At 57.7% G+C, this 19,280-nt stretch carries 22 protein-coding genes; 9 read left to right on the top strand and 13 right to left on the bottom strand.

Translation table 11 applies throughout. From position 1 onward, the window contains the following. Nucleotides 1-18: 18 nt before the first annotated feature. Genes AALG83_07315 through AALG83_07295 form a run of 5 tightly spaced genes read left to right on the top strand, consistent with a single transcriptional unit; the run spans nt 19 to nt 3,030 of the window. The gene (locus AALG83_07315) at nt 19-279 is read left to right on the top strand and encodes a ferrous iron transport protein A (protein ID MEY8382962.1); all 261 of its coding nucleotides are present in this window, start codon (nt 19-21) and stop codon (nt 277-279) included. After that, complete coding sequence (gene feoB, locus AALG83_07310; protein ID MEY8382961.1) at nt 276-2,282, top strand: ferrous iron transport protein B; 2,007 nt, start codon at nt 276-278, stop codon at nt 2,280-2,282. The genes AALG83_07315 and feoB overlap by 4 nt, the downstream gene beginning before the upstream one ends. A gap of 19 nt (nt 2,283-2,301) precedes the next feature. Further along, a complete protein-coding gene (locus AALG83_07305; protein MEY8382960.1) occupies nt 2,302-2,472 on the top strand; it encodes a FeoB-associated Cys-rich membrane protein in 171 nt (56 codons plus the stop codon). 7 nt (nt 2,473-2,479) lie between these two features. After that, nucleotides 2,480-2,602 carry a hypothetical protein gene (locus AALG83_07300; GenBank protein ID MEY8382959.1) on the top strand — a complete coding sequence of 41 codons (123 nt, stop codon included), beginning with the start codon at nt 2,480-2,482 and terminating at the stop codon, nt 2,600-2,602. A 26-nt stretch (nt 2,603-2,628) separates the two neighbouring features. After that, a complete protein-coding gene (locus AALG83_07295) occupies nt 2,629-3,030 on the top strand; it encodes a helix-turn-helix transcriptional regulator (protein MEY8382958.1) in 402 nt (133 codons plus the stop codon). 66 nt (nt 3,031-3,096) lie between these two features. Here AALG83_07295 and AALG83_07290 read toward each other — a convergent pair whose 3' ends face one another. After that, entirely contained in the window at nt 3,097-3,966 is an 870-nt protein-coding gene (locus tag AALG83_07290; protein ID MEY8382957.1) for a patatin family protein, read from the bottom strand. A 126-nt stretch (nt 3,967-4,092) separates the two neighbouring features. Beyond that, entirely contained in the window at nt 4,093-5,487 is a 1,395-nt protein-coding gene (locus tag AALG83_07285) for a G5 domain-containing protein (protein ID MEY8382956.1), read from the bottom strand. A 212-nt stretch (nt 5,488-5,699) separates the two neighbouring features. Here AALG83_07285 and AALG83_07280 point away from each other — a divergent pair, with 212 nt between their 5' ends. Next, complete coding sequence (locus tag AALG83_07280; GenBank protein ID MEY8382955.1) at nt 5,700-7,763, top strand: penicillin-binding transpeptidase domain-containing protein; 2,064 nt, start codon at nt 5,700-5,702, stop codon at nt 7,761-7,763. 167 nt (nt 7,764-7,930) lie between these two features. Then, nucleotides 7,931-8,317: a hypothetical protein gene (locus tag AALG83_07275; protein MEY8382954.1), complete on the top strand. Its 387-nt coding sequence runs from the start codon at nt 7,931-7,933 to the stop codon at nt 8,315-8,317. A 157-nt stretch (nt 8,318-8,474) separates the two neighbouring features. On the opposite strand, the gene AALG83_07270 is transcribed toward AALG83_07275, so the two are convergent. The 4 genes from AALG83_07270 to AALG83_07255 all read right to left on the bottom strand — a co-directional run bounded on the left by AALG83_07270 (nt 8,475) and on the right by AALG83_07255 (nt 12,485). Then, on the bottom strand, nt 8,475-9,242 hold the full coding sequence (locus tag AALG83_07270) for a TatD family hydrolase (protein ID MEY8382953.1): 768 nt from the start codon (nt 9,240-9,242) through the stop codon (nt 8,475-8,477). 4 nt (nt 9,243-9,246) lie between these two features. Beyond that, entirely contained in the window at nt 9,247-11,193 is a 1,947-nt protein-coding gene (metG, locus tag AALG83_07265; protein ID MEY8382952.1) for a methionine--tRNA ligase, read from the bottom strand. Nucleotides 11,194-11,382: 189 nt separating this feature from the next. Then, nucleotides 11,383-11,907, bottom strand: coding sequence for a nucleoside recognition domain-containing protein (locus AALG83_07260; GenBank protein MEY8382951.1), 525 nt, complete (start codon nt 11,905-11,907; stop codon nt 11,383-11,385). Further along, the gene (locus tag AALG83_07255) at nt 11,904-12,485 is read right to left on the bottom strand and encodes a nucleoside recognition protein (protein ID MEY8382950.1); all 582 of its coding nucleotides are present in this window, start codon (nt 12,483-12,485) and stop codon (nt 11,904-11,906) included. The genes AALG83_07260 and AALG83_07255 overlap by 4 nt, the downstream gene beginning before the upstream one ends. A gap of 162 nt (nt 12,486-12,647) precedes the next feature. Here AALG83_07255 and AALG83_07250 point away from each other — a divergent pair, with 162 nt between their 5' ends. Continuing rightward, nucleotides 12,648-12,890: an AbrB/MazE/SpoVT family DNA-binding domain-containing protein gene (locus tag AALG83_07250; protein MEY8382949.1), complete on the top strand. Its 243-nt coding sequence runs from the start codon at nt 12,648-12,650 to the stop codon at nt 12,888-12,890. On the opposite strand, the gene rsmI is transcribed toward AALG83_07250, so the two are convergent. The 7 genes from rsmI to AALG83_07215 all read right to left on the bottom strand — a co-directional run bounded on the left by rsmI (nt 12,887) and on the right by AALG83_07215 (nt 18,319). Continuing rightward, nucleotides 12,887-13,720, bottom strand: coding sequence for a 16S rRNA (cytidine(1402)-2'-O)-methyltransferase (rsmI, locus tag AALG83_07245; protein MEY8382948.1), 834 nt, complete (start codon nt 13,718-13,720; stop codon nt 12,887-12,889). The two genes, AALG83_07250 and rsmI, sit on opposite strands and share 4 nt — an antisense overlap. Nucleotide 13,721: 1 nt before the next feature. Then, entirely contained in the window at nt 13,722-14,432 is a 711-nt protein-coding gene (locus tag AALG83_07240) for a methyltransferase (protein MEY8382947.1), read from the bottom strand. A 60-nt stretch (nt 14,433-14,492) separates the two neighbouring features. Next, complete coding sequence (locus AALG83_07235) at nt 14,493-14,663, bottom strand: 4Fe-4S binding protein (protein ID MEY8382946.1); 171 nt, start codon at nt 14,661-14,663, stop codon at nt 14,493-14,495. Nucleotides 14,664-14,740: 77 nt separating this feature from the next. Continuing rightward, nucleotides 14,741-15,754, bottom strand: coding sequence for a stage 0 sporulation family protein (locus tag AALG83_07230; protein MEY8382945.1), 1,014 nt, complete (start codon nt 15,752-15,754; stop codon nt 14,741-14,743). Next, nucleotides 15,747-16,715, bottom strand: coding sequence for a DNA polymerase III subunit delta' C-terminal domain-containing protein (locus AALG83_07225; protein ID MEY8382944.1), 969 nt, complete (start codon nt 16,713-16,715; stop codon nt 15,747-15,749). Before AALG83_07225 ends, AALG83_07230 begins: the two co-directional genes overlap by 8 nt. Then, nucleotides 16,700-17,338, bottom strand: coding sequence for a dTMP kinase (gene tmk / locus AALG83_07220; GenBank protein ID MEY8382943.1), 639 nt, complete (start codon nt 17,336-17,338; stop codon nt 16,700-16,702). The genes AALG83_07225 and tmk overlap by 16 nt, the downstream gene beginning before the upstream one ends. Nucleotides 17,339-17,473: 135 nt before the next feature. After that, nucleotides 17,474-18,319, bottom strand: a complete 846-nt coding sequence (locus AALG83_07215; GenBank protein ID MEY8382942.1) for a MerR family transcriptional regulator — start codon at nt 18,317-18,319, stop codon at nt 17,474-17,476. 93 nt (nt 18,320-18,412) lie between these two features. Here AALG83_07215 and AALG83_07210 point away from each other — a divergent pair, with 93 nt between their 5' ends. Next, on the top strand, nt 18,413-19,063 hold the full coding sequence (locus AALG83_07210; GenBank protein ID MEY8382941.1) for a GNAT family N-acetyltransferase: 651 nt from the start codon (nt 18,413-18,415) through the stop codon (nt 19,061-19,063). The last annotated feature ends 217 nt before the right edge of the window (nt 19,064-19,280 follow it).

Here is a 19,280-nt window from a genome sequence, read left to right as displayed (position 1 = left end):
CTTTGGAGGAGGCATCGTATGACACTCGACAATCTGCAAATCGGCCAGGGCGGCACCATCGCGGCCGTGGGCGGAGAAGGCGCATTGCGGCGCAGATTTTTGGATATGGGGCTCACGCCGGGCACCAAGGTTTTCGTGCGCAAAATGGCGCCGCTGGGAGACCCCATCGAAATTCACCTGCGCGGCTATGAGCTGACGCTGCGCAAGGAAGACGCCCAGCGCATCCAAATCGCGGATGTGCAGAGCGCGCCCGCCCAGCAGAAGGGAGGCCGCGCATGATCTTCGCACTCGCCGGCAACCAGAACTGCGGCAAAACCACCCTGTTTAACCAGCTGACGGGCAGCAACCAGCATGTGGGCAACTTCCCGGGGGTTACCGTCGAGCGCAAAGAGGGCATCGTCAAAAAGCACCCGGAGATGATCGTGGTGGACCTGCCCGGCATCTATTCGCTCTCCCCCTATACTTCGGAGGAAGTCGTCACCCGGGATTTTCTGCTGCACGAGCACCCGGACGCCATCATCAATATCATCGACGCGACGAATATCGAGCGCAATCTCTACCTGACGCTCCAGCTCCTGGAGCTGAATATTCCCATGGTGCTGGCGCTGAATATGATGGACGAAGTCCGCGCCAACCACGGCAGCATCGATCTCGGCAAATTTTCGGCCGAGCTGGGCATCCCGTGCGTTCCCATCTCGGCCAGCAAAAACGAGGGCATCGAAGATCTCGTCTCTGCGGCCATCGCCGCGGGCGAGAAAAAGCGGCTGCCCCGGCGGCTGGATTTCTGCTCCGGGCCGGTGCATAAGGCCATTCACGCGCTCTGCCATCTCATCGAAGATCACGCCGAGGCCAGCAAAATTCCCGTGCGCTTTGCGGCGACCAAGCTGGTCGAGGGCGACGAGCCGACCATAGCCGCCCTAAACATCAACGAAAACGAGCTGGATATTGTGGATCACATCGTCCGGGAGATGGAGAGCGATCTGGGCACAGACCGTTTGGCCGCTCTGGCAGATATGCGCTATTCCTATATCGAGGAGCTCTGCGAGAAAACCGTGGTGAAAGCCCAGCAGAGCCGGGAGCAGCTGCGCTCGCTCAAAATCGACAGCCTGCTGACGCACCGCATCTGGGCGCTTCCCATCTTCGTCGCCATCATGTTCGGCGTATTTTGGATCACGTTCGGCCCCATCGGCATTTTCTTCCAGGATTTGCTGGCAGAGGGCGTTCAGCTGGCCATCGACGGCTTTGAGAGCCTGCTCATCTATGCCGAGATCAACCCCATTTTGCAGTCTCTGCTCATCGACGGCGTCTGCGCGGGCGTGGGCAGCGTGCTCTCGTTTTTGCCCGTCATCATCATCCTGTTTTTCCTGCTCTCGCTTCTGGAGGACAGCGGATATATGGCCCGCATCGCCTTTATCATGGATAAACCGTTGCGCCGCCTGGGGCTTTCCGGGCGCAGTTTCGTCCCCATGCTGGTGGGCTTTGGCTGCTCTGTCCCGGCGATTTTATCCACGCGCACGCTCTCCTCGGATCGGGATCGCAAGATGACCATCCTGCTGGTTCCCTTCATGTCGTGCAGTGCCAAGCTGCCCATCTATGCCATGTTTGCCGCCGCCTTCTTCCCGGGCTATGCCGCGCTGGTTACCATCGGCCTTTACATATTCGGCATTCTGGCCGGCATCATAGCCGCACTCATTTTAAAAGGGACCAAATTCCGGGGCAACCCGGTTCCCTTCGTCATGGAGCTGCCCTCCTACCGCCTGCCCTCGGCCAAAAGCGTTACCCTGCATATGTGGGAAAAGGCCAAGGATTTCCTCAAAAAGGCGTTCACCGTCATCCTGCTGGCGACGGTCATCATCTGGGTTTTGCAGAGCTTCGATTTCCGTTTCAACTATGTGCAGGATAGCGAAGTCTCCATGCTGGGCAGCATCGGCAAGCTCATCGCGCCCATTTTCGCGCCGCTGGGCTTTGCGGATTGGCGGGCGGCCAGCGCGCTGATTACCGGTTTTTCCGCCAAGGAGGCCGTGGTCAGCACGCTCTCCATCCTCACGGGCTCCTCGCTGGAGACGCTGCCCGCGGTTCTATCCGGCATGTTCTCCCCGCTCTCGGCCCTCTCTTTCCTGGTTTTCACGCTGCTCTATACGCCCTGCGTTGCGGCAGTCGGCGCCATGAATCAGGAGCTGGGCAAGCGCAGCTCCACGCTGGGCGTCGTGATAACCCAGTGCGCGGTGGCATGGCTGGCGGCATTTTTGGTCTATACCATCGGGCTCATTCTGGGATTTTAGCCCAGCGAAAGGATTCTGCATGAATATCTGGGATTATCTGCTCATCGCCGCGCTGGCCGCCGCCTGCTTTTTCGCCTGGCGCTTCGTCAGAAAACACGGCGCGGGCTCCTGCGGCGGAGACTGCTCGGCCTGCGCTTTCTCTGCCCAGTGCAAAAAGCGGCCCAAAGGCAAAAATCCCGAGGAAAAATAGAGCAAAAATGCGGCGCAAGTTTTCCGGCTGGCGCCGCATTTTTTTGATGGCCAGCATCGGCCTGCCGCTCAACCAGCGGTTTACCCGTGGAAACTGGCCGTCGGTTGCGTTTGCAAAAGGGAAAGCGTAAGATAAGGGCAGCAAGGAGGGAGCATTATGGCAATCAGGCATATGGGAGAGCGCATCCGCGGTTTGCGGACGGCGCTGGGCATGACGCAGGGTGATTTGGCAGAGAAAATGAACGTGACGGACAAAGCCGTCTCCAAATGGGAGCGGGGGTTATCCCGCCCGGATATCGATTCTCTCCCCAAGCTGGCGGAAACCCTTGGGACGACGGTTCAGGAGCTGTGCAATGCCCCGGCAAAAGGGCGGCGCACCCGGGCGGAGGAACTGCTCGGCATTGCTTTGCCCGGCATCGGCCTGGCGATGGGCATCTGCGTCGTGGTTACGTCCATTCTCGGGCAGGCAGACGCCGCCCAATCCACGGCTCTGCTGGGCATCGGCATGAGCAGTCTCGCTCTCCACTTACTCAGAACAAGGCAGAACGGGGAAAAATAGCGCGGGCAAAGAAAAAGGAACTGCATCCTGGCAGTTCCTTTTTTTGTTCTTCCCACGCCCGGGTTGCTACTTCCCGCTCTCTTTTGCCGCCTTTTGCAGAAAAGCCTGAAGCTCGGGCCAGCAGCGCTGGGCATCGGCATAGCCCTCCTCATAAAGCGCCCAGAGTTTTTGGCGGTTTTTCTCCACCCGGCCAATCTGCACGGGGTGCCTCGGCTGGATGAGAAAGGCGTTGCCCTTCTCCTTCTCCTGCCTGGCCAGCTCCAGCGCCTGGTTATAGCGGATATGCCGGGTGCGCGTCGCCTCCACCAGGCCAGGGTATTTGCGGTATTTCATGGCAATCAGCCCCATGGCCCGGTTGGGCCCTTTGGCATAGCCGTCGTGCTGGGTTAGGATGAGGACGTTTTTGCGGTTGCCGTCTGCCATGGATTTTTGCAGGGGAATGCTATCCGCCATGCCGCCGTCCAGGTATTTTTGCCCATCGATTTCCACCATCCGCGCCAGCATGGGCAGAGAACTGCTGGCCTGCACTTTGATGATATCCCGCTTCATATCCAAAATGGGCAGGTATTCAGCCTGACCCGTCCGGCAGTTGGTAACGGCGGCGAAAAATCGCGTGGGGTTTGCGGCATAGGCGGCGTAATCGTATAAATTCAGCTGGTTGGGGATGATGTTATAGAGCATATCCGCGCCGAACAGGTCTCCCGTTCTAATCAGGCTATGGAGGCTGCAATAGCGCTTATCGCCCAGATAATCCAGATTGATGGCCACGGCGCGCCCCCTCTGGCCGGAAAGAAAGCTGCAAAGATGCCCCGCCCCGGCCGATACGCCATAGGCCGCCGCAAAGCAGAGCTTTTTATCCAGGAAAAAATCCATCACGCCCGCGGCATATACGCCGCGCATCCCGCCGCCTTCCACAATCAGAGCTGCCGATTCCATTTGCTTCTCTCCCTTTCTTTTTGAGCAGTATAGCACACGGCTGCCGCGAATGCAAACCGCTGCCTGCGCGTTTTCCGGCGCTTTGGGGAAAGAAAAAAGCAGAGCGCACTGCCCTGCTTTTTTGCGTTATTTGAGAATATAGACTTTCCAGCTGCGCTTGACGCCCCAGTTTCTGCAATCGCTCTCGCTGTACATAAACAGGTCGAACTGCGTATACGATGCGTTGCGGAAGCCGCCGGTATCCTCGATGCGCCCGTATCCGTATCCCGGGACATAGACCTTGGTTCCATACGGGAAGCGTTTGGGGTCTGCGGCAATCGTCCCCATGCGGGGATAGGTGCCCGTGGCGGTGGCGTTGCCCGTATCCGTATAGGCCGTAATCTTATCGATGACCACCGTCTTTGCGATGATAGAGGAGGCCGGCGGCGCCGCCTGGCCATGCTCATAGAGGTTGCCCTGATGAATCTCATCCACCGAGGGCACGCTGGTGCGCTTGCCCGAATCGTCCGTCGGCTCGCTGGCGGCATCTCCGCCGCCGGTGGGGTTGCTGGGCTTGCTGGTGGAAGAAGGCTTTTGCGGCTTGCTCACCGGGGCGACGTACGTCCCGATATGGACCACCTTATCCACCGGCTGCTTGACGACTTCCACGCCAATCTCTGTGCGCGAGACCTCGATGCCGTTTTTATAGACGATTTTGATGGTATGCCGCTGGAGGCCGTTTTCCCCTTCGGTCACCACCTGCTTCTTGCCTTTTGCCAGCTTGGAATCGCTCTTGGTGATTTCCTTGTAGTAGAGCGTCTCGTCTTCCGTGATGGTCTGCTCGGTCACTTTGATGATGTTGATGGTCGTGCCCGAGCTGACATACGAGCTCATGGCCGGGTAGACTTCATCGCTCTCGCTGACCTCTACGCCTGCCCGCTCCAGCGCCTCCTGGACGGTTCCAGCCAGCAGCTTAACCTGCGTCTCCTCACCGCCGTTGACGATGGTCAGCGGCAGCGCCCGCCGGATGACGATCTCCATGCCGTCGGCAATGGGTGTATCCGCAGCGACTTCCAGCACATCCCCTTCTTCCAGGATGATCTGGTTCTTTTCCAAAAACTCGCCCACCGTCTTGGCCCGGGTATCCGCCGAGACGATTCTGCCCGTATCGTTGACGGTAATCTGCGCCTTGGGCGGCTCCAGAATGCCGGATGTGCAGACCAGCGTGATGGCGATGAGCGCCGCCGCGCTTGCCGCGACGCTGACATAGAACCTGCGGTTATCCCCGCCGGCCTCATAGCCCCTTGTAAAGCTTCTCAGGCCAGCTTTGGCCTTGGCGAAAAAGGCGCCTACCCTGCCCGCCGCGCTTTGCAGCAGGCTCATCAGTTTGCCCAGTTTTGCTTTCTTTTTCTCTTGTGCTCGTTTCTTGTCGGCGAGGGTGAGCTCCCGCTCTGTAACCGTCGGCAAATTTGCGCGGTAGAGGATGCCCGAATAGACATTCTCTTTTTTTACAGAGACGTTCCGCTCTCTTCTCCTTTTCATAAAATCCTCCGAAACTTTCATTTTTCAGTGCAACAAGTATATACCGGCCGCGGTAAAATGTCAAATTTTTGCCCATTTAAAGCCATTTTTGGTATAATTGCACTGCATTATTATATACACGGCCTGCCGGTTTTATACCTTTCCGCATTTTGCATTTCCCCCTGATATCGTATATAATAAAAGGAACATTTCAAAAAGGATGCCTGCAAGCGATGAAAAAAATCTCGTTTTTCCTAGCCATACTCCTGCTGCTCTGCCTGGCGCTGCCAGCCTGCTCGCTCGGGGGGACTGCGGAGGACGTCTCCGCCGCCTATGCCGCCGCCATTTCCGCTCTGGATTTCGAAAAGGCGCACGGCTGTCTTTGGGCCAAGGGCGACAGCGAAGTTTCCCAGGAAGATTTCGTCCGTAACTATGAATATGTCGTATCTGCGCTGGGCGTGAAAAGCATCGAGGTTTTGGATCGGCAGATTCAGATAGAGGGTGACGCCATCTACCTGACCTTCCGCCTCTGCTATGCGGCGGATGCCTTCACCATCGAGCACGAGGTGCGCACCCGCATCATCAAGGATGAGGGCGTCTACCATATTCAGTATTCTCCCGAGCTCATCCTGCCCGGCTATGCGCTGGATAATAAGCTCTCCATCCTCAAAACCAAGGGCAAGCGCGGGGAAATTTTCACCGCAGACAACGCCTGCGTCGCCCAAAACAGCTATTCGGATACCGTCGTCATCTCCGTGCAGGAGGGGCAGGATATCAACGCCATCATCTCCTCTCTGGGCACGCTGGTCGGCATGGACGACGACGCCAAGTCCCAGCTGCGCCAGCGCTATAACTCGGCTGTGGACAACCATTACGGCACTGTCGTCGCCTATACTGCCCCAAAGGACAGCCTTGCCAGCCTGGAAGCGCAGATTTTGGCCATCGACCCGTCCCTCAGCATCGACCGCTCTTCCGTAACCCCCCAGCGCTACTACCCCTACGGCTCGCTCTATGCGCACGTGGTGGGCTATGCCTCCACGCCAAACGAGAAGCAGCTGGCCGAGCTGGAGGAGAAGGGCTTCGCCGGGGCGACGCTGGTGGGCAAATCCGGCATCGAGTTGAAGTATGACGAATACCTTCAGCCCAAAGACGGCCTGCGCGTCAACATGTATACCAAAGACGGGCAGTACGTCTCCACCATCTATGAAAACCCCGCGGAAAACGGCGCGGATATTTTCCTGACCATCAACCACGATTTGCAGCAGCGGGCCTACTACGCCCTTTCCAGCAATCTTCTGGAAAACCAGACCGGGACAAGCGTCGTCATGGATCCGACGACGGGCTTCGTGCAGGCCATGGTCTCCCTGCCCTCCTTCGATGCGAACATCTTCTCCTTCCCCGTCTCGGACGAGGTGTATAACCAGTTAAACAGCGAGGAGGCGGGCGCGCCGCTCTTCCCCAAGGCCACGCAGGGGCTCTATCCCCCGGGCTCGCTCCTAAAGCCCTTTACCATCGTCCCCTCCCTGGAAAACGGCATTGTGGATGCAAGCACTGTGTTCCCCTATGAGGTTACGGGCAATTCCTGGAAGCCGGACGGCGTCTGGTACTGGGACAGGGTTACCCGCAACGAAACGCCGGACGGGCCGGTCAACCTGGAGATGGCCTTCCGCTTCTCGGATAACATCTATTTCTCCTGGGCGACGCTCAACCTGGGCCAGGAGAAATTTCTGGAATATATGAACCGCATCAGCATCGACACGGCCATCCCCTTCGATTTGCCCACGGCCAAGGGCAACCTCATCAACGAGGGCACGGAAATCAACCGCAAGCTGGTTTCGGATATGTCGTTCGGCCACGGCGAAATTCTGCTGACGCCCGTTCAGGCGGCCAGCATGTATACCGTCTTCCAGAACAACGGCGATATGCTGGCCCCCAAGCTGGTGGGCAGCATCCGCAAATATTCGGATGCACTGCACTATGAGACGCTCTACCAGGCCGAGCGGGAGGTTTACATGCAGGGCATCATGCGGCAGGAGACCATCGAGACGCTCCTCTCCTGCCTGAGAGCGGTCGTCAAATCCGGCACGGCGCAGTCTATCCAGATTAAAGACGTTCCCATGGCAGCCAAGACGGGCACAGCCCTGCGCGGCGCGGAAAAGACAGAGAAAATCTCCTGGCTGGCGGCATGGTGGCAGGATGCCCCCCAGGGCAACCGATTGGCCGTTACCATGATCGACAGCCCCAGAGGCATGATAGACCATAAACACGCCGTTACAAAAGAATTGCTGCGGCCCTGATGCCGCCTTGCAGGAAAAAAGCCGCCGGGAGACCGGCGGTTTTTTTCTGCGCCGCCTTGCCCGAGAAAAATTTTCCTCCGCTACTGTTGTTCTTTGCCAAAACATGCTATAATAGTGTTATTACCCATGGCGATTGCCATACAAATGAATATCAGGAGGGTTCTTCTATGAAGCTTAAAGAGATGCTCAAAGAAAATGGATGCTATGCGACGTTTGACAATATGGGATTCGGCGCAGAGAAAGTTTTAGGCGGCCTGACGGAAGAGGCCAGCGAGCAGTACTGCAAATATCAGTGGTTCGACGGCAAGTTCATCGTGCACGCGGTTCCCACGCCGGATATGCTGGAAGCCGGCTTCCCCTGGGAAGAGTGGTATAAAGACCCGAATACCGGCTCCTACGAGCACCACGTGCTTTATCTGAAAAAGACGGATAAATGCGACATGACCTTCGACGGCACCAACCTTCCCCCGGAAGACGGCCATCCCGATCCCACCAAAGGCCACTTCTGGTATCTTTACAACGATGAAGATGCCCGCCTGCTCTATGCGAGATAATGAAATCAAAAAGAGGATGCAGCTGCATCCTCTTTTTTCATTTCAGGAAAAGCTCCTTTTTGCCGTTTGGGGCATTCCCTGCCATCTGCACCGCCGAAAACCGCATATTCCCTTTGCACACGCCCATCAAAAAAGCGCCGGAAAACCGGCGCTCTCTTTAAAATCCAAACAACGCTCTGGCATTGGCGTTTGCCGCCTGCACAACCTGCTCCACAGAAATGCCCTTGATTTCTGCCAGCTTTTCCGCCACATAGCGGGTGTTGGCCGGGTTGTTGCGCTTGCCGCGCAGGGGCACCGGCGCCAGATAGGGGCTATCCGTTTCTAGAAGGATGCGATCAAGCGGCGCATACGCCGCAGATTCCACACCCTTGCGGTTGTTTGAAAAGGTCAGCGCGCCGCCAAAGCCCAGGTAGTAGCCCAGGTCCAGCAGCGTCCGCGCCGTCTCCACGCTGCCCGAAAAGCAGTGCATGACGCCTCTTTGCCCGGGAAATTCTCCAAGAAGCGCCAGCATATCCCCGGTGGCCTCCCGGTTATGCAGGATGACAGGCACGTCCTGCTCCCCGGCCAGCGCCATCTGCGCGCGCAGAACGCGCTGCTGCAATTCCCGCTTTTCCGGGAACCAGTAGTAATCCAGCCCAATTTCGCCGATGGCCAGAATTTTCGGCTGAGCCAGCAGAGCGCGGATGCGCTCCGGCGTTTTTGCATCAAAGCGCTCGGCATCCGTCGGGTGCACGCCCACCGCGCCGTAGATCAGCGCATAGCGCTGGGTCAGCGCCAGAATTTCCTCAAAATCTTCCGGAGCGGAGGCGCATTCGATGACCGCCTCCATCTCCTCCGAAAGCGTTTCTATCAATTCCCCGCGATCCGCATCGAACTTTTCATCCAGCAAGTGCGCATGCGAATCGATTCTCTTTGGCATCTGCATTTTTTCAGCCCACATCCAGCCCATCGGCCATGGGTTTATCCGTGGTCAGAAGAGCCAGCTCATCCCCATCGCCCACGGCCAGAATCATGCCCTGGGAGAGCACGCCGCAGAGCTTGGCCGGCTTGAGGTTTGCCACGATGACGATGCTCTTGCCCACCATCTGCTCTGCCGTATACGAGCCCCGGATGCCCGAGACGATGGTGCGCTGTTCGCCGCCCACCTGAATGGTCAGCTTGAGCAGCTTGCGGCTTTTCTCGATGTTCTCCGCCGCCAGCACTTTGGCCGTCTTGAGCTGAATCTTATCGAACTCGTCGATGGTGATTTCAGGCTTTACTTCCTCTGCCTTTGGCTCTTCGGCCTTCTCAGGCGCCGCAGGAGCCTTGTTCATGGCTTCCAGCTCTGCCAGCTCTTTGGCGACGTCGATGCGCGGGAAGAGCGGCGCGCCTTTGCAGACCTTCGTCCCCTCGGGCAGGCCGCCATACTTCTGCACGCTCTGCCAATCATACTGCGCCGCATCCACGCCCAGCTGAACGCGGATGTTCTCCGCCGTATCCGGCAGGAAAGCGGCCAGCAGAACGCCCACAATGCGCAGGCCCTCGGCCAGATGATACATCACGGTTGCCAGGCGGGCTTTGTTGGCCTCATCTTTTGCCAGCGCCCAGGGGGCCGTGATATCGATATACTTGTTGAGCGAGCCGACGTATTCAAAAATCGCCGTCAGCGCGTCGGCAAATCTCATGCCGTCCATCAGCTCTTCCACTTTGCCCGGAAGCGCCGCACCCATGGCCGTGATGGGATCATCCTGCTCGGCATTGGGGCAGGATGGCGCGCCGATCACGCCGCCGAAATATTTCTCGATCATGGCCACCGTGCGGGAAAGCAGGTTGCCCAGGTCGTTTGCCAGATCCGAGTTGATGCGGTTGATGAGAATCTCGTTGGAGAACAGGCTGTCGCTTCCAAGGGGCATCTCCCGCAGCAGGAAATAGCGCAGGGCATCCACGCCGTAGCGCTCTGCCAGCTTGACCGGGTCGATGACGTTGCCCTTGGATTTGCTCATCTTGCCGCCTTCCAGAATCACCCAGCCATGCCCATAGACCTTCTCGGGCAGCGGTAGGCCCAGCGCCATCAGCATGATGGGCCAGATGATGGTATGGAAGCGGATGATCTCCTTGCCCACCAGGTGCACATCCGCCGGCCAGTACTTCTTAAACTTGGAATCGTCTTCCGAAAGATAGCCCAGCGCCGTGATGTAGTTGGAGAGCGCATCTACCCAGACATAGACCACATGCCCTTCGTCGAAGGTAACCGGGATGCCCCATTTGAAGGAGGTTCTGGAAACGGCCAGATCCTCCAGGCCGGGCAGCAGGAAGTTTTGCAGCATCTCGTTGCGCCGGGAGACGGGCTGAATGAAATCCGGGTGATCCTCGATGTATTTGATGAGCCTGTCCGCATATTTGGAGAGGCGGAAGAAATAGCTCTCCTCCTTGGCCTTCTGCACGGGCCGCCCGCAGTCCGGGCATTTGCCGTCCACCAGCTGGCGATCCAGCCAGAAGGATTCGCAGGGCGTGCAGTACCAGCCCTCGTATTCGCCTTTGTAGATATCGCCCTGGTCGTAGAGCTGTTTAAAAATTTTCTGGACGACCTTCTCATGGCGCGGCTCTGTGGTGCGGATAAAGTCGTCGTTGGAGATATTCATGAGCCGCCAGAGATCCTGAATGCCCGCCACGATGCCATCGACATACTCCTTAGGCTGCATGCCCTTCTCCCTCGCGATTTTCTCTATCTTCTGGCCATGCTCATCCGTCCCGGTCAGGAACATGACATCATAGCCCGTCTGCCGCTTGAAGCGCGCCATGGCGTCTGCGGCCACTGTGCAATAGGTGTGGCCGATGTGCAGCTTGTCGCTGGGGTAGTAGATAGGCGTTGTGATGTAAAACGTTTTCTTACTCATGGTTTCTCCTTCTGGCGCACTGCGCCCATATTTGAAACGACCGGCAAGGCCGGATATCGTTTTCTTCCAAATGGCTTGTCCCAGGCTCAAAAAATTCGATGCCGTAGCTTTTATTATACTCCAAGCCGCCTTTTGAGTAAAGCAAAAGCAGGCTTCCCGCCTGCTTTTTGCCCAAAAAACTTGAAACACTTAGAAAAACCTGCAAACCAGGCAGGAGAGCGCCAGGCCGAAGCAATCCGAGAGCAGCGCCGCTGGGATGACATAACGCGTCTTTTTCACGCCCACGCTGCCCATATACAGGGAGACGACGTAAAACAGCGTCTCCGCGCTGCCCATATAGACGCAGGCCACCCGGCCGATATAGCTATCCACGCCGTATTCTGCCAAAACTCCGGCCAGAAGCCCCAGCGTCCCGCCGCCCGAAAAGGGCCGCAGAATCGCAATGGGGACGACCTCAGGCGGGATGCCCAGCGGCCCCAGGACGGGCGCCAGCAGCCTGCCCACCGCCTCGAACAGCCCGGAAGCCTTGAAAATTTCCACCGCGAATACCATGGCGACGACATAGGGCATGGTCTGGAATACCAATGCCGCGCCGCCCTTGGCTCCCTGGGTGAACGCCTCATAAGGGTCTCTTTTCTTCGCAAAGGAATAGCCCAGCGTCAGCAGGATGAAGATGGGCAGGGCGGCCGTGGAGAGCCAGCGCAGGGCGCTCATGGCCGCCTCCCCAGCGCGGCGCAGACTCTGGCCAGCAGCACCGTGAAAACCGCCGTTACCACCGAGACGACCAGCGTGGGCAGTGTAACCCAGGAGGCATCTGCCGAGCCGCAGGCCGAGCGCAGCGCGATGACCGAGAGCGGAATCAGCTGAACAGAGGCTGTATTGAGCACGGCAAACATGCACATATGGTCGCTGGCCCGCTCCTTATTTTTATTTTCTTTTTGCAGCTCCTCCATCCCTTTGAGGCCAAAGGGCGTGGCCGCGTTGCCCATGCCCAGAAAATTCGCCACCATATTCAGCGCGATATAGCTCTTGGCCTTCTGATTTTTCAGGCCGGGAAAGATAAACCGAAGCGGAGCGGCGGCGCGGCGCGCCAGGCTCCTTACGGCCCCGGCATCATCCAGCACGCCCAGCAGGCCCATATAGAGCGCATAGGCCCCGAGCATGGAGAGGCAGAGCTCGGCCGCCGTTTTGGCGCCATCCGTTACCGCGGCAGAGACCGCCTCGCCGTTTCCCGCGGCGATGCCGGTGATAAGCCCGGCCACAATTAAAAATGCCCAGATATATTTCAGCATAGAGTCCCCCTGCTGCAATATACGGGCAAAAACGAGAAAAAATGACAGGAAATGCGCCGTCATTCCTGTGCCATTTTAAAAACACTTTTTGATTGATATTGACGAATTTTATAAAAATCGATATTATTTATTCTATAAACACTAATTTGTCGGAGGTCAGTTATGAAATCTACAGGCATTGTACGTCCAGTGGATACGCTGGGCAGAGTCGTTCTCCCGGTCGAACTGCGCCGCACACTGGATATCGACATCAAGGATTCACTGGAAATATTCGTGGACGGAGAGTTCATCATGCTCAAAAAATACCAGCCCTCCTGCATTTTCTGCGACAGCATGGATGATATCATCTCCTATCACGGCAAAACCGTCTGCAAGAACTGCATCGACAAGCTTGGCAAGCTCTAATTTCCCAGCGTCTTTATCATAATTTCATAGGCTCTGTTCTTATTGATGCCCAGCTGCTGGGCGGCAGTTTTGGCGGCGTCTTTGTTTTTCATACCTTTTTTGGCATAATCCCGGATGAGAAGCGCGATCTCCTCGTCTGGGATTTCTTTTTTTGCCTCCTCCGGCGCCCCGGCCAGCACCAGCACATATTCGCCCCGGGGCTGATGGCCAGCAAAATGCTCTGCCAGTTCCCGGACGCTGCCGCGCAGCACGCTCTCGTGCAGCTTGGTCAGCTCTTTGCAGAGGGCCATCCGGCGATCCGGGCAGATTTTCGCCAGCTCGCTCAGCGTTCGGCCAAGCTGATGCGGGCTCTCGTAGAGGATTGTCGTATACGGATGCGAGCAGGCCGTCTCCATGGCCTGGCGGCGCGTCTTATCCCGGGGCAGGAAGCCCTCGAACACGAATTTTTCCGCCGGAATGGCCGAGACCGTCAGCGCGGCAATGGCCGCGCACGCCCCGGGTACGCTTACAATTTCAATGCCCCGCTCTGCCGCCAGCGCCGTCAGCGGCGCGCCGGGATCTGAGATGATGGGCGTTCCGGCATCCGTGCAGAGGGCAACATCCGCTCCGCCTTCCAGCAGAGCGAGAATCTCCTCCATGCGCCCCTGGCCGCTGTGCTCATGGCAGCTGATCAGCCGGCCGCGTATCCCAAGGCTGTTTAACAGCGCCAGCGTGCGCCGCGTATCCTCCGCCGCGATGTAGTCTGCCGCCTCTAAAACCTCCGCTGCGCGCCGGGTCATATCCCCCAGGTTTCCAATCGGCGTCGAGACAATATACAGTTTTCCGGCCATGCTAATCCTCCATATGATAAATCGCCCGCAGCTCTGCCGTATAGGCCCCCTGCTGCAAAATATTCAGCTGCGGCAAAACGCGCATTCCCTCGGCCGCATCCCGCACGCCCTTGATCAGAATATAGTTTGGCTCTGCCTGGGCATCCGGGGCAACCATGCGCAAAAGCTTGGGTTCCAGCCTGGCCTGCCGCATCTCGTGCATCACTTCCGCCAGGCGGCCCGCCCGATGGATGAGATAGAACCGCCCGCCCGTCTGCAATAGCCGCGCCGCGCTCTGCACCACCTCATGCAGATTGCAGGCGACTTCGTGCCGCGCGATGCGGATGGCCTCCTGCTGGCTCTGCCCGCCGGATCCCAGCTTATCGTAAGGCGGGTTTGCGACCACAGCCTGCACCGGCGGAATTTTCTTGGAAATTTCCCGGAAATCCCCTTCCAGAATGCGGATGCGCGCCTCTAACCCGTTTAGGGCGACGTTCCTTCTGGCCAGCTCTGCCGCGGCCGCTTGCAGTTCAATGCCGATGAAATTGGCCGCACATCTTCCCGCGAGCAGAACGGGCAGAATGCCGCTGCCCGTCCCCAGATCCACCACCGTCTCGCCCTTTTTGGCCTGGGCGAAGGAGGCCAGCAGGACGGCATCCGTCCCGAAGCGGAACACGCCGTCGTTCTGGAGAAACCGCAGGCCTGCAAAGCCCAGATCCTCTATCTTTTCCATATTTTCCCTAAATAGAAAAGCCCGTGCTCACGCGCGGGCTTTTTTTGCCTTTCCAGCTTTTTACTCCTCGACGATTGCATCGTTGGGGCAAGTTGCTGCACAGCTGCCGCATTCGATACATACATCCGGATCGATCACATAAATATCGTCGCCCTCTTTGATTGCCTCAACGGGGCAAGCCTCTGCGCAAGCGCCGCAGCTAATGCATTCGTCTGTAATTCTATATGCCATGGGAAAGCACCTCCTATAGTATTGACGCTTTTATTTTATCATGCTTCTACTAAAAAGCAATATCTTTTTTCAATTTTCTACATTTCTCCTTTTGGGCTCTCCTGCCGGCGTTCCGGCCGAGGGCCGCGGGGCGGCCTGCTTCCCCTTCTGGAGCGCTCCTGGCGGCGCGGCTTTTCGGCCTTTTTCTCCTCCGCCTTCTCGGCCCGGGCGGGCTCTTTGGCCTTTGGCGCCTCGTTGCCTTTTTCCGGAGCATCCTGCTTTTCCGGCGGACGCTTGCCCCGGCGCTGGACGGTAATTTCCCCGACGGGGTATTCGCGCACATCGAACTCATCGCCCACCGCGATCTTCACCTTCACCAGCTGCCGAAGCGGGTTGGACTCCATGACGACGCCTGCGCCGTCCGGCGTCTGCACTTCGCTGCCGTTGCGGGGCAGAATGGCTGCCAGCTCCTTATAATACTCATGCTCATACCCCAGGCAGCACATCAGCCGGCCGCAGAGGCCGCTGATCTTGGTCGGCGAGAGCGAGAGGTTCTGCTCCTTCGCCATCTTGATGGAAACCGGCTGGAAATCCCCCAGAAATTCGGCACAGCAGGCCGGCCGGCCGCAGGGGCCCAAGCCGCCCAGCATTTTGGTTTCATCGCGCACGCCGATCTGCCGCAGCTCGATGCGCGTTTTGAAGACAGACGCCAGATCTTTGACCAGCTCCCGGAAATCCACCCTGCCCTCGGCCGTGAAATAGAAGACGATTTTGCTGTTGTCGAAGGTATATTCGACGTTGATCAGCTTCATATCCATGCCGTGCTTTTTGATTTTCTCCTCGCAGACGGCAAACGCCTCTTTTTCCTTGCGCTGGTTTGCCTCTATGCGGGCATAATCTTCCTCATCTGCCCGGCGGATCACCGGCCGCAGAGGCTTTTGCAGCTCTTTTTGCTCGATCTCCCGCGCGCCGATGACCACCTCGCCAAACTCGATGCCCCGGGACGTCTCTACAATGACGCCCTCGCCCGCCTCGAAGGGGATGCTCAGCGGGTTGAAATAGTATATCTTGCCGGCCTTTTTGAACCGGACTCCTATCACCTTGTCAGACACTTTTCGCCTTTACCTCCAATATATCAAACAGCAGCCCCATGATGATGAGCTTGCTGCGCACCTGCGGATAGCGCCGCTTTCGCTCACAGCGCTCCAATGCTAGTTTCATTATACCGTAGAGTTGCGCCTTTGTAAAACTGTGGGCCAGAGTTTGCACTGTGCCCGGATCATCCGGGTTCATCAGCTGCAAATTGCCCGCCTGATAGTAGATCGCGTCGCGCATGAGCGTAGCGATGGCGTAGAAAACCTCGTCCATGCGCGCTTCCTGGCGCATGATCTCCTTCTCCATCTCGAAAACAGAGGGGTTCTTCTTAGTCGCCAGGCGGATGCAGACTTTTGCCGCGCTCTGGCGCACTTCCGCCAGCTCCTGATCGCCGGCGATCTTCTGCGCCTGAGCATAGGAGCCGCCCGACCACGCCGCCGCAAAAGCGGCCTGCTCCCCGCCCATGCTCTGCTCCAGCTGGCGCTCCAGCTCCTTTTTGGGAATGGGCCGGATGCGGATTTCGATGCACCGGGAGCGCACCGTGGGCAGCAGGCGCTCGCCCTGGGCCGCAGAGAGCACGAACACCACGCCCGCCGCCGGCTCTTCCAGGCTTTTGAGCAGATAGTTCTGCTCCTGCACGGTCAGGTCGTCCGCATTTTTGAGGAAAATGCACCTTGCCCCGCCTTCCTGCGCCCGGTTGGCCAAAAACTCGGGGATGCGGCGCACTTCTTCCATCTTGATGCCGCCTTTGGCATCGATTTCCAGATAGTCTATCAGGTTGCCGGCCTCAAACTTGCGGCAGGCCAGGCAGGCCCCACAGGCCGTTTTTTTCTCGCAGAAAATCCGCTGTACGATCTCCCGGGCCGCCAGATGCGCGTCTTCCTCTCCTGCCGAGGTTACCAGATAGGCCGCGGCCATGCGCCCCTCTAAGATATCCCGGTGCACAGCCCGCTCCTGCTGCCCTATATACCTTGCCACTGCTCTAAAACCTCGTCCACCTTTTCCCGCAGTTCCGCCCAGACCTGCTCCACGCTCCTGGCCGCATCGATGACGCGGATGCGCTTCTCCTGCTGGGCCAGCCTGTGAAACCCAAAATCCACCCGCTCAAAGAAACCGCGGCTCTCCTGCTCCAGGCGATCCGTGCTCTCCCGCCCCTGCCGGATGCGCTCAAACGAGCGATCCACCTCCAGCAGGAAGAGGAAGGTCGCGTCGGGCAGGCAGTGCTCCTGGGCATACCAGTTGATTTGCCGCACTCTCTCCTCGCCCAGCCCCCGGCCATAGCCCTGGTAGGCGATGCTGGAATCCAAATAGCGGTCGCAGAGCACCACTTTTCCGGCCTCCAGCGCCGGCAGGATTTTCTCCGCGATATGCTGGGTGCGGGCAGCGGCATAGAGCAGCATCTCGGTCTCGGCGGACATCTCCCGGTTTTCCGGGTTCAGCAGGATTTGCCGCACCTGCTCCGGGATGGCGCAGCCCCCCGGCTCCCGGGTCAGCAGCACATCCAGCCCTCTTTGCTTCAAATATTCAGTCAGAAAGGCCAGCTGCGTAGATTTGCCGCAGCCGTCTACGCCTTCCAATGTCAAAAACAATCCTCGTTTCATGCGTATACCACCGTTTTTCTCTCACTAAAATTATATCTGGTATTCAGATTGCTGTAAAGCTGTAAATGTTGCCTGAAGCGCCGGGCGCGGGTCGTTGCACCCTTTTTTGCGCCGCTGGGCCCATCTGCGGGCGCCTTATCTGTGCCCATGCGCCGCCGGCTCCACCTGAATGCAGATTTGGATGACATATTCGCTGGGATCCGGCACGGCAAAGTAGCTCAAAAGCTCGTGCTCATAGGCGTGCCCGCAGATGCGCAGCCCCTGCTCTGCGATATAGGCTTTGAGGGCTTCATAGGAATCGTCCATACTCTCATACGAGCCTCGGTGCTCGATGATGGCATAGCTGCCCGCTGGCTTTTGAAAAAACCGCTCTCCCCCATACTGCCGATCCACCCGGCTGAAATACCAGCTCTCCTTATACCAGCCTTTTTCCAGGTTCTTTTGTTCGATAATCGCCCCGAAGGGAAGCTCATCGCCCACCATATGCTCATCGCAAAACTGGAAGTGATCCCGGATTTTGGGCATGTGGTTCTTGGTCGAGCCCTGCTCGGCCGAATCGATGCGCACGACGATAAGGTATTCCTCCGGGCATTGCTCCACCCGCGCCCGGCCGCAGGCCGCGGCAATTCCCTTCTGCGTGCGCTCCCGGGTATTGGCGATAAAGCGCTGTACCTGGGCAATTTTCTGCTGCTCTCGGGCGAGATAGGCGCTTTTTTCCTCCAGCAGTTTCAGAAAGCCTTCCGGGCTCCTGCGGGCAATATAGTCCCGAATTTCGCCCAGAGTTGCCCCGGCCTTTTTGAGCGCAGAGATGATATCGAACAGGAAAAACTGGTTGATGGAATAATAGCGGTAGCCGTTTTCCCGCACGATCTCCGGCCTTAAAATGCCAACTTGGTCGTAGTGAAAAAGCGTGTCTTTCCGGACGCCGCAAAGCCGGGCGAATTCGCCCGTGGTAAAATAAATTTGTGAATTTTCGTACATAATTCTCTTCGCCCCCTTGACTATTGGGTTACACCATACTCTATTCTAAAGCTAGACGGCCTGAAGTGCAAGGCAAATAAACGAGGAGGATTTATGGATCAAATCGAGTTCCGCCAGGTTACCCGGGCGGACTACGCAAAACTGGAAACACTCATACGAAAGACCTGGGGCGGAAAAACAAGCTATCCCGCGCCCATCGAGCGTGCACTGCGCAAAATTCAGCTCTACCACTATCTATCCGAACAAAACTACAGCTGTCTTGCCATCCGGCAAGGCGAGGTCGTGGGCGTCATCCTGGGCAGGAGCGAGTATCTGCCCTATCTGCCGGGCAAGCTGCGCTGTCTGGCGCCCCTGCTCTGGAACAAGGCAAAACTTTTGGCATACCCGAGCGGCCGGCGCATTCTGCGCAACAATCTGGCCGAAACCCGCGCAGACCGGGCACTGCTGCGCTCCGCAAAGAAGGAGTTCGACGGCGAACTGGTGCTGTTCATTACAGACCCGCGCATCCAGCGGCACGGCATTGGCAGCGCGCTGCTGCGGCGTTTCTATCAGTTCATGCGGCAAAGCGGCTGCCAAAATCTCTATCTTTTTACAGATACCAGCTGCAATTACGGCTTTTACCAGAAAAAGGGCTATCGGCGTATTGCAGAAAAATGCGTCTGCTATCAGAGCGCGAACGGGCCCAAAAAAGAAAATCACTTTCTCTATACCAAGAGCCTAGAGAGCGGCGAATGCCGCAAATAGGGGCATGGAAAGCGCAAAAAGGAGCAAGCTGACTGGCTTGCTCTTTCTTTAAATTGGGCAAAATGGCGTCCGATCTTACATGGGGACGACAAGCGGAGAATACAGCCGCGTGTGAACGGCGGGCATTCTATTTGGCAAAGGATCTCCATCCCTCTGCCAAATGCAAACAGAATCTGCTTTCCTCTGTAGAGGCTAGGCATATTCGCAAAGTACCGCC

The organism is Christensenellaceae bacterium 44-20 (assembly GCA_041223705.1).
In the GTDB taxonomy this organism is placed as follows: domain Bacteria; phylum Bacillota; class Clostridia; order Christensenellales; family Christensenellaceae; genus QANA01.
Note: the sequence above shows the minus strand (reverse complement) of the source record. Positions and strands in the feature narration are given on the sequence as shown.

Bases quoted from the DNA above. Each gene is read 5' to 3' on its own strand.
- AALG83_07275 (MEY8382954.1), top strand. From the start codon at position 7,931: ATGAAGCTTAAAGAGATGCTCAAAGAAAATGGATGCTATGCGACGTTT.
- AALG83_07285 (MEY8382956.1), bottom strand. From the start codon at position 5,487: ATGAAAAGGAGAAGAGAGCGGAACGTCTCTGTAAAAAAAGAGAATGTC.
- AALG83_07280 (MEY8382955.1), top strand. From the start codon at position 5,700: ATGAAAAAAATCTCGTTTTTCCTAGCCATACTCCTGCTGCTCTGCCTG.
- AALG83_07305 (MEY8382960.1), top strand. From the start codon at position 2,302: ATGAATATCTGGGATTATCTGCTCATCGCCGCGCTGGCCGCCGCCTGC.
- rsmI (MEY8382948.1), bottom strand. From the start codon at position 13,720: ATGGCCGGAAAACTGTATATTGTCTCGACGCCGATTGGAAACCTGGGG.
- AALG83_07295 (MEY8382958.1), top strand. From the start codon at position 2,629: ATGGCAATCAGGCATATGGGAGAGCGCATCCGCGGTTTGCGGACGGCG.
- AALG83_07290 (MEY8382957.1), bottom strand. From the start codon at position 3,966: ATGGAATCGGCAGCTCTGATTGTGGAAGGCGGCGGGATGCGCGGCGTA.
- AALG83_07300 (MEY8382959.1), top strand. From the start codon at position 2,480: ATGCGGCGCAAGTTTTCCGGCTGGCGCCGCATTTTTTTGATGGCCAGC.
- AALG83_07240 (MEY8382947.1), bottom strand. From the start codon at position 14,432: ATGGAAAAGATAGAGGATCTGGGCTTTGCAGGCCTGCGGTTTCTCCAG.
- AALG83_07215 (MEY8382942.1), bottom strand. From the start codon at position 18,319: ATGTACGAAAATTCACAAATTTATTTTACCACGGGCGAATTCGCCCGG.
- AALG83_07210 (MEY8382941.1), top strand. From the start codon at position 18,413: ATGGATCAAATCGAGTTCCGCCAGGTTACCCGGGCGGACTACGCAAAA.
- feoB (MEY8382961.1), top strand. From the start codon at position 276: ATGATCTTCGCACTCGCCGGCAACCAGAACTGCGGCAAAACCACCCTG.
- AALG83_07315 (MEY8382962.1), top strand. From the start codon at position 19: ATGACACTCGACAATCTGCAAATCGGCCAGGGCGGCACCATCGCGGCC.
- AALG83_07235 (MEY8382946.1), bottom strand. From the start codon at position 14,663: ATGGCATATAGAATTACAGACGAATGCATTAGCTGCGGCGCTTGCGCA.
- tmk (MEY8382943.1), bottom strand. From the start codon at position 17,338: ATGAAACGAGGATTGTTTTTGACATTGGAAGGCGTAGACGGCTGCGGC.
- AALG83_07250 (MEY8382949.1), top strand. From the start codon at position 12,648: ATGAAATCTACAGGCATTGTACGTCCAGTGGATACGCTGGGCAGAGTC.
- AALG83_07270 (MEY8382953.1), bottom strand. From the start codon at position 9,242: ATGCAGATGCCAAAGAGAATCGATTCGCATGCGCACTTGCTGGATGAA.
- metG (MEY8382952.1), bottom strand. From the start codon at position 11,193: ATGAGTAAGAAAACGTTTTACATCACAACGCCTATCTACTACCCCAGC.
- AALG83_07255 (MEY8382950.1), bottom strand. From the start codon at position 12,485: ATGCTGAAATATATCTGGGCATTTTTAATTGTGGCCGGGCTTATCACC.
- AALG83_07260 (MEY8382951.1), bottom strand. From the start codon at position 11,907: ATGAGCGCCCTGCGCTGGCTCTCCACGGCCGCCCTGCCCATCTTCATC.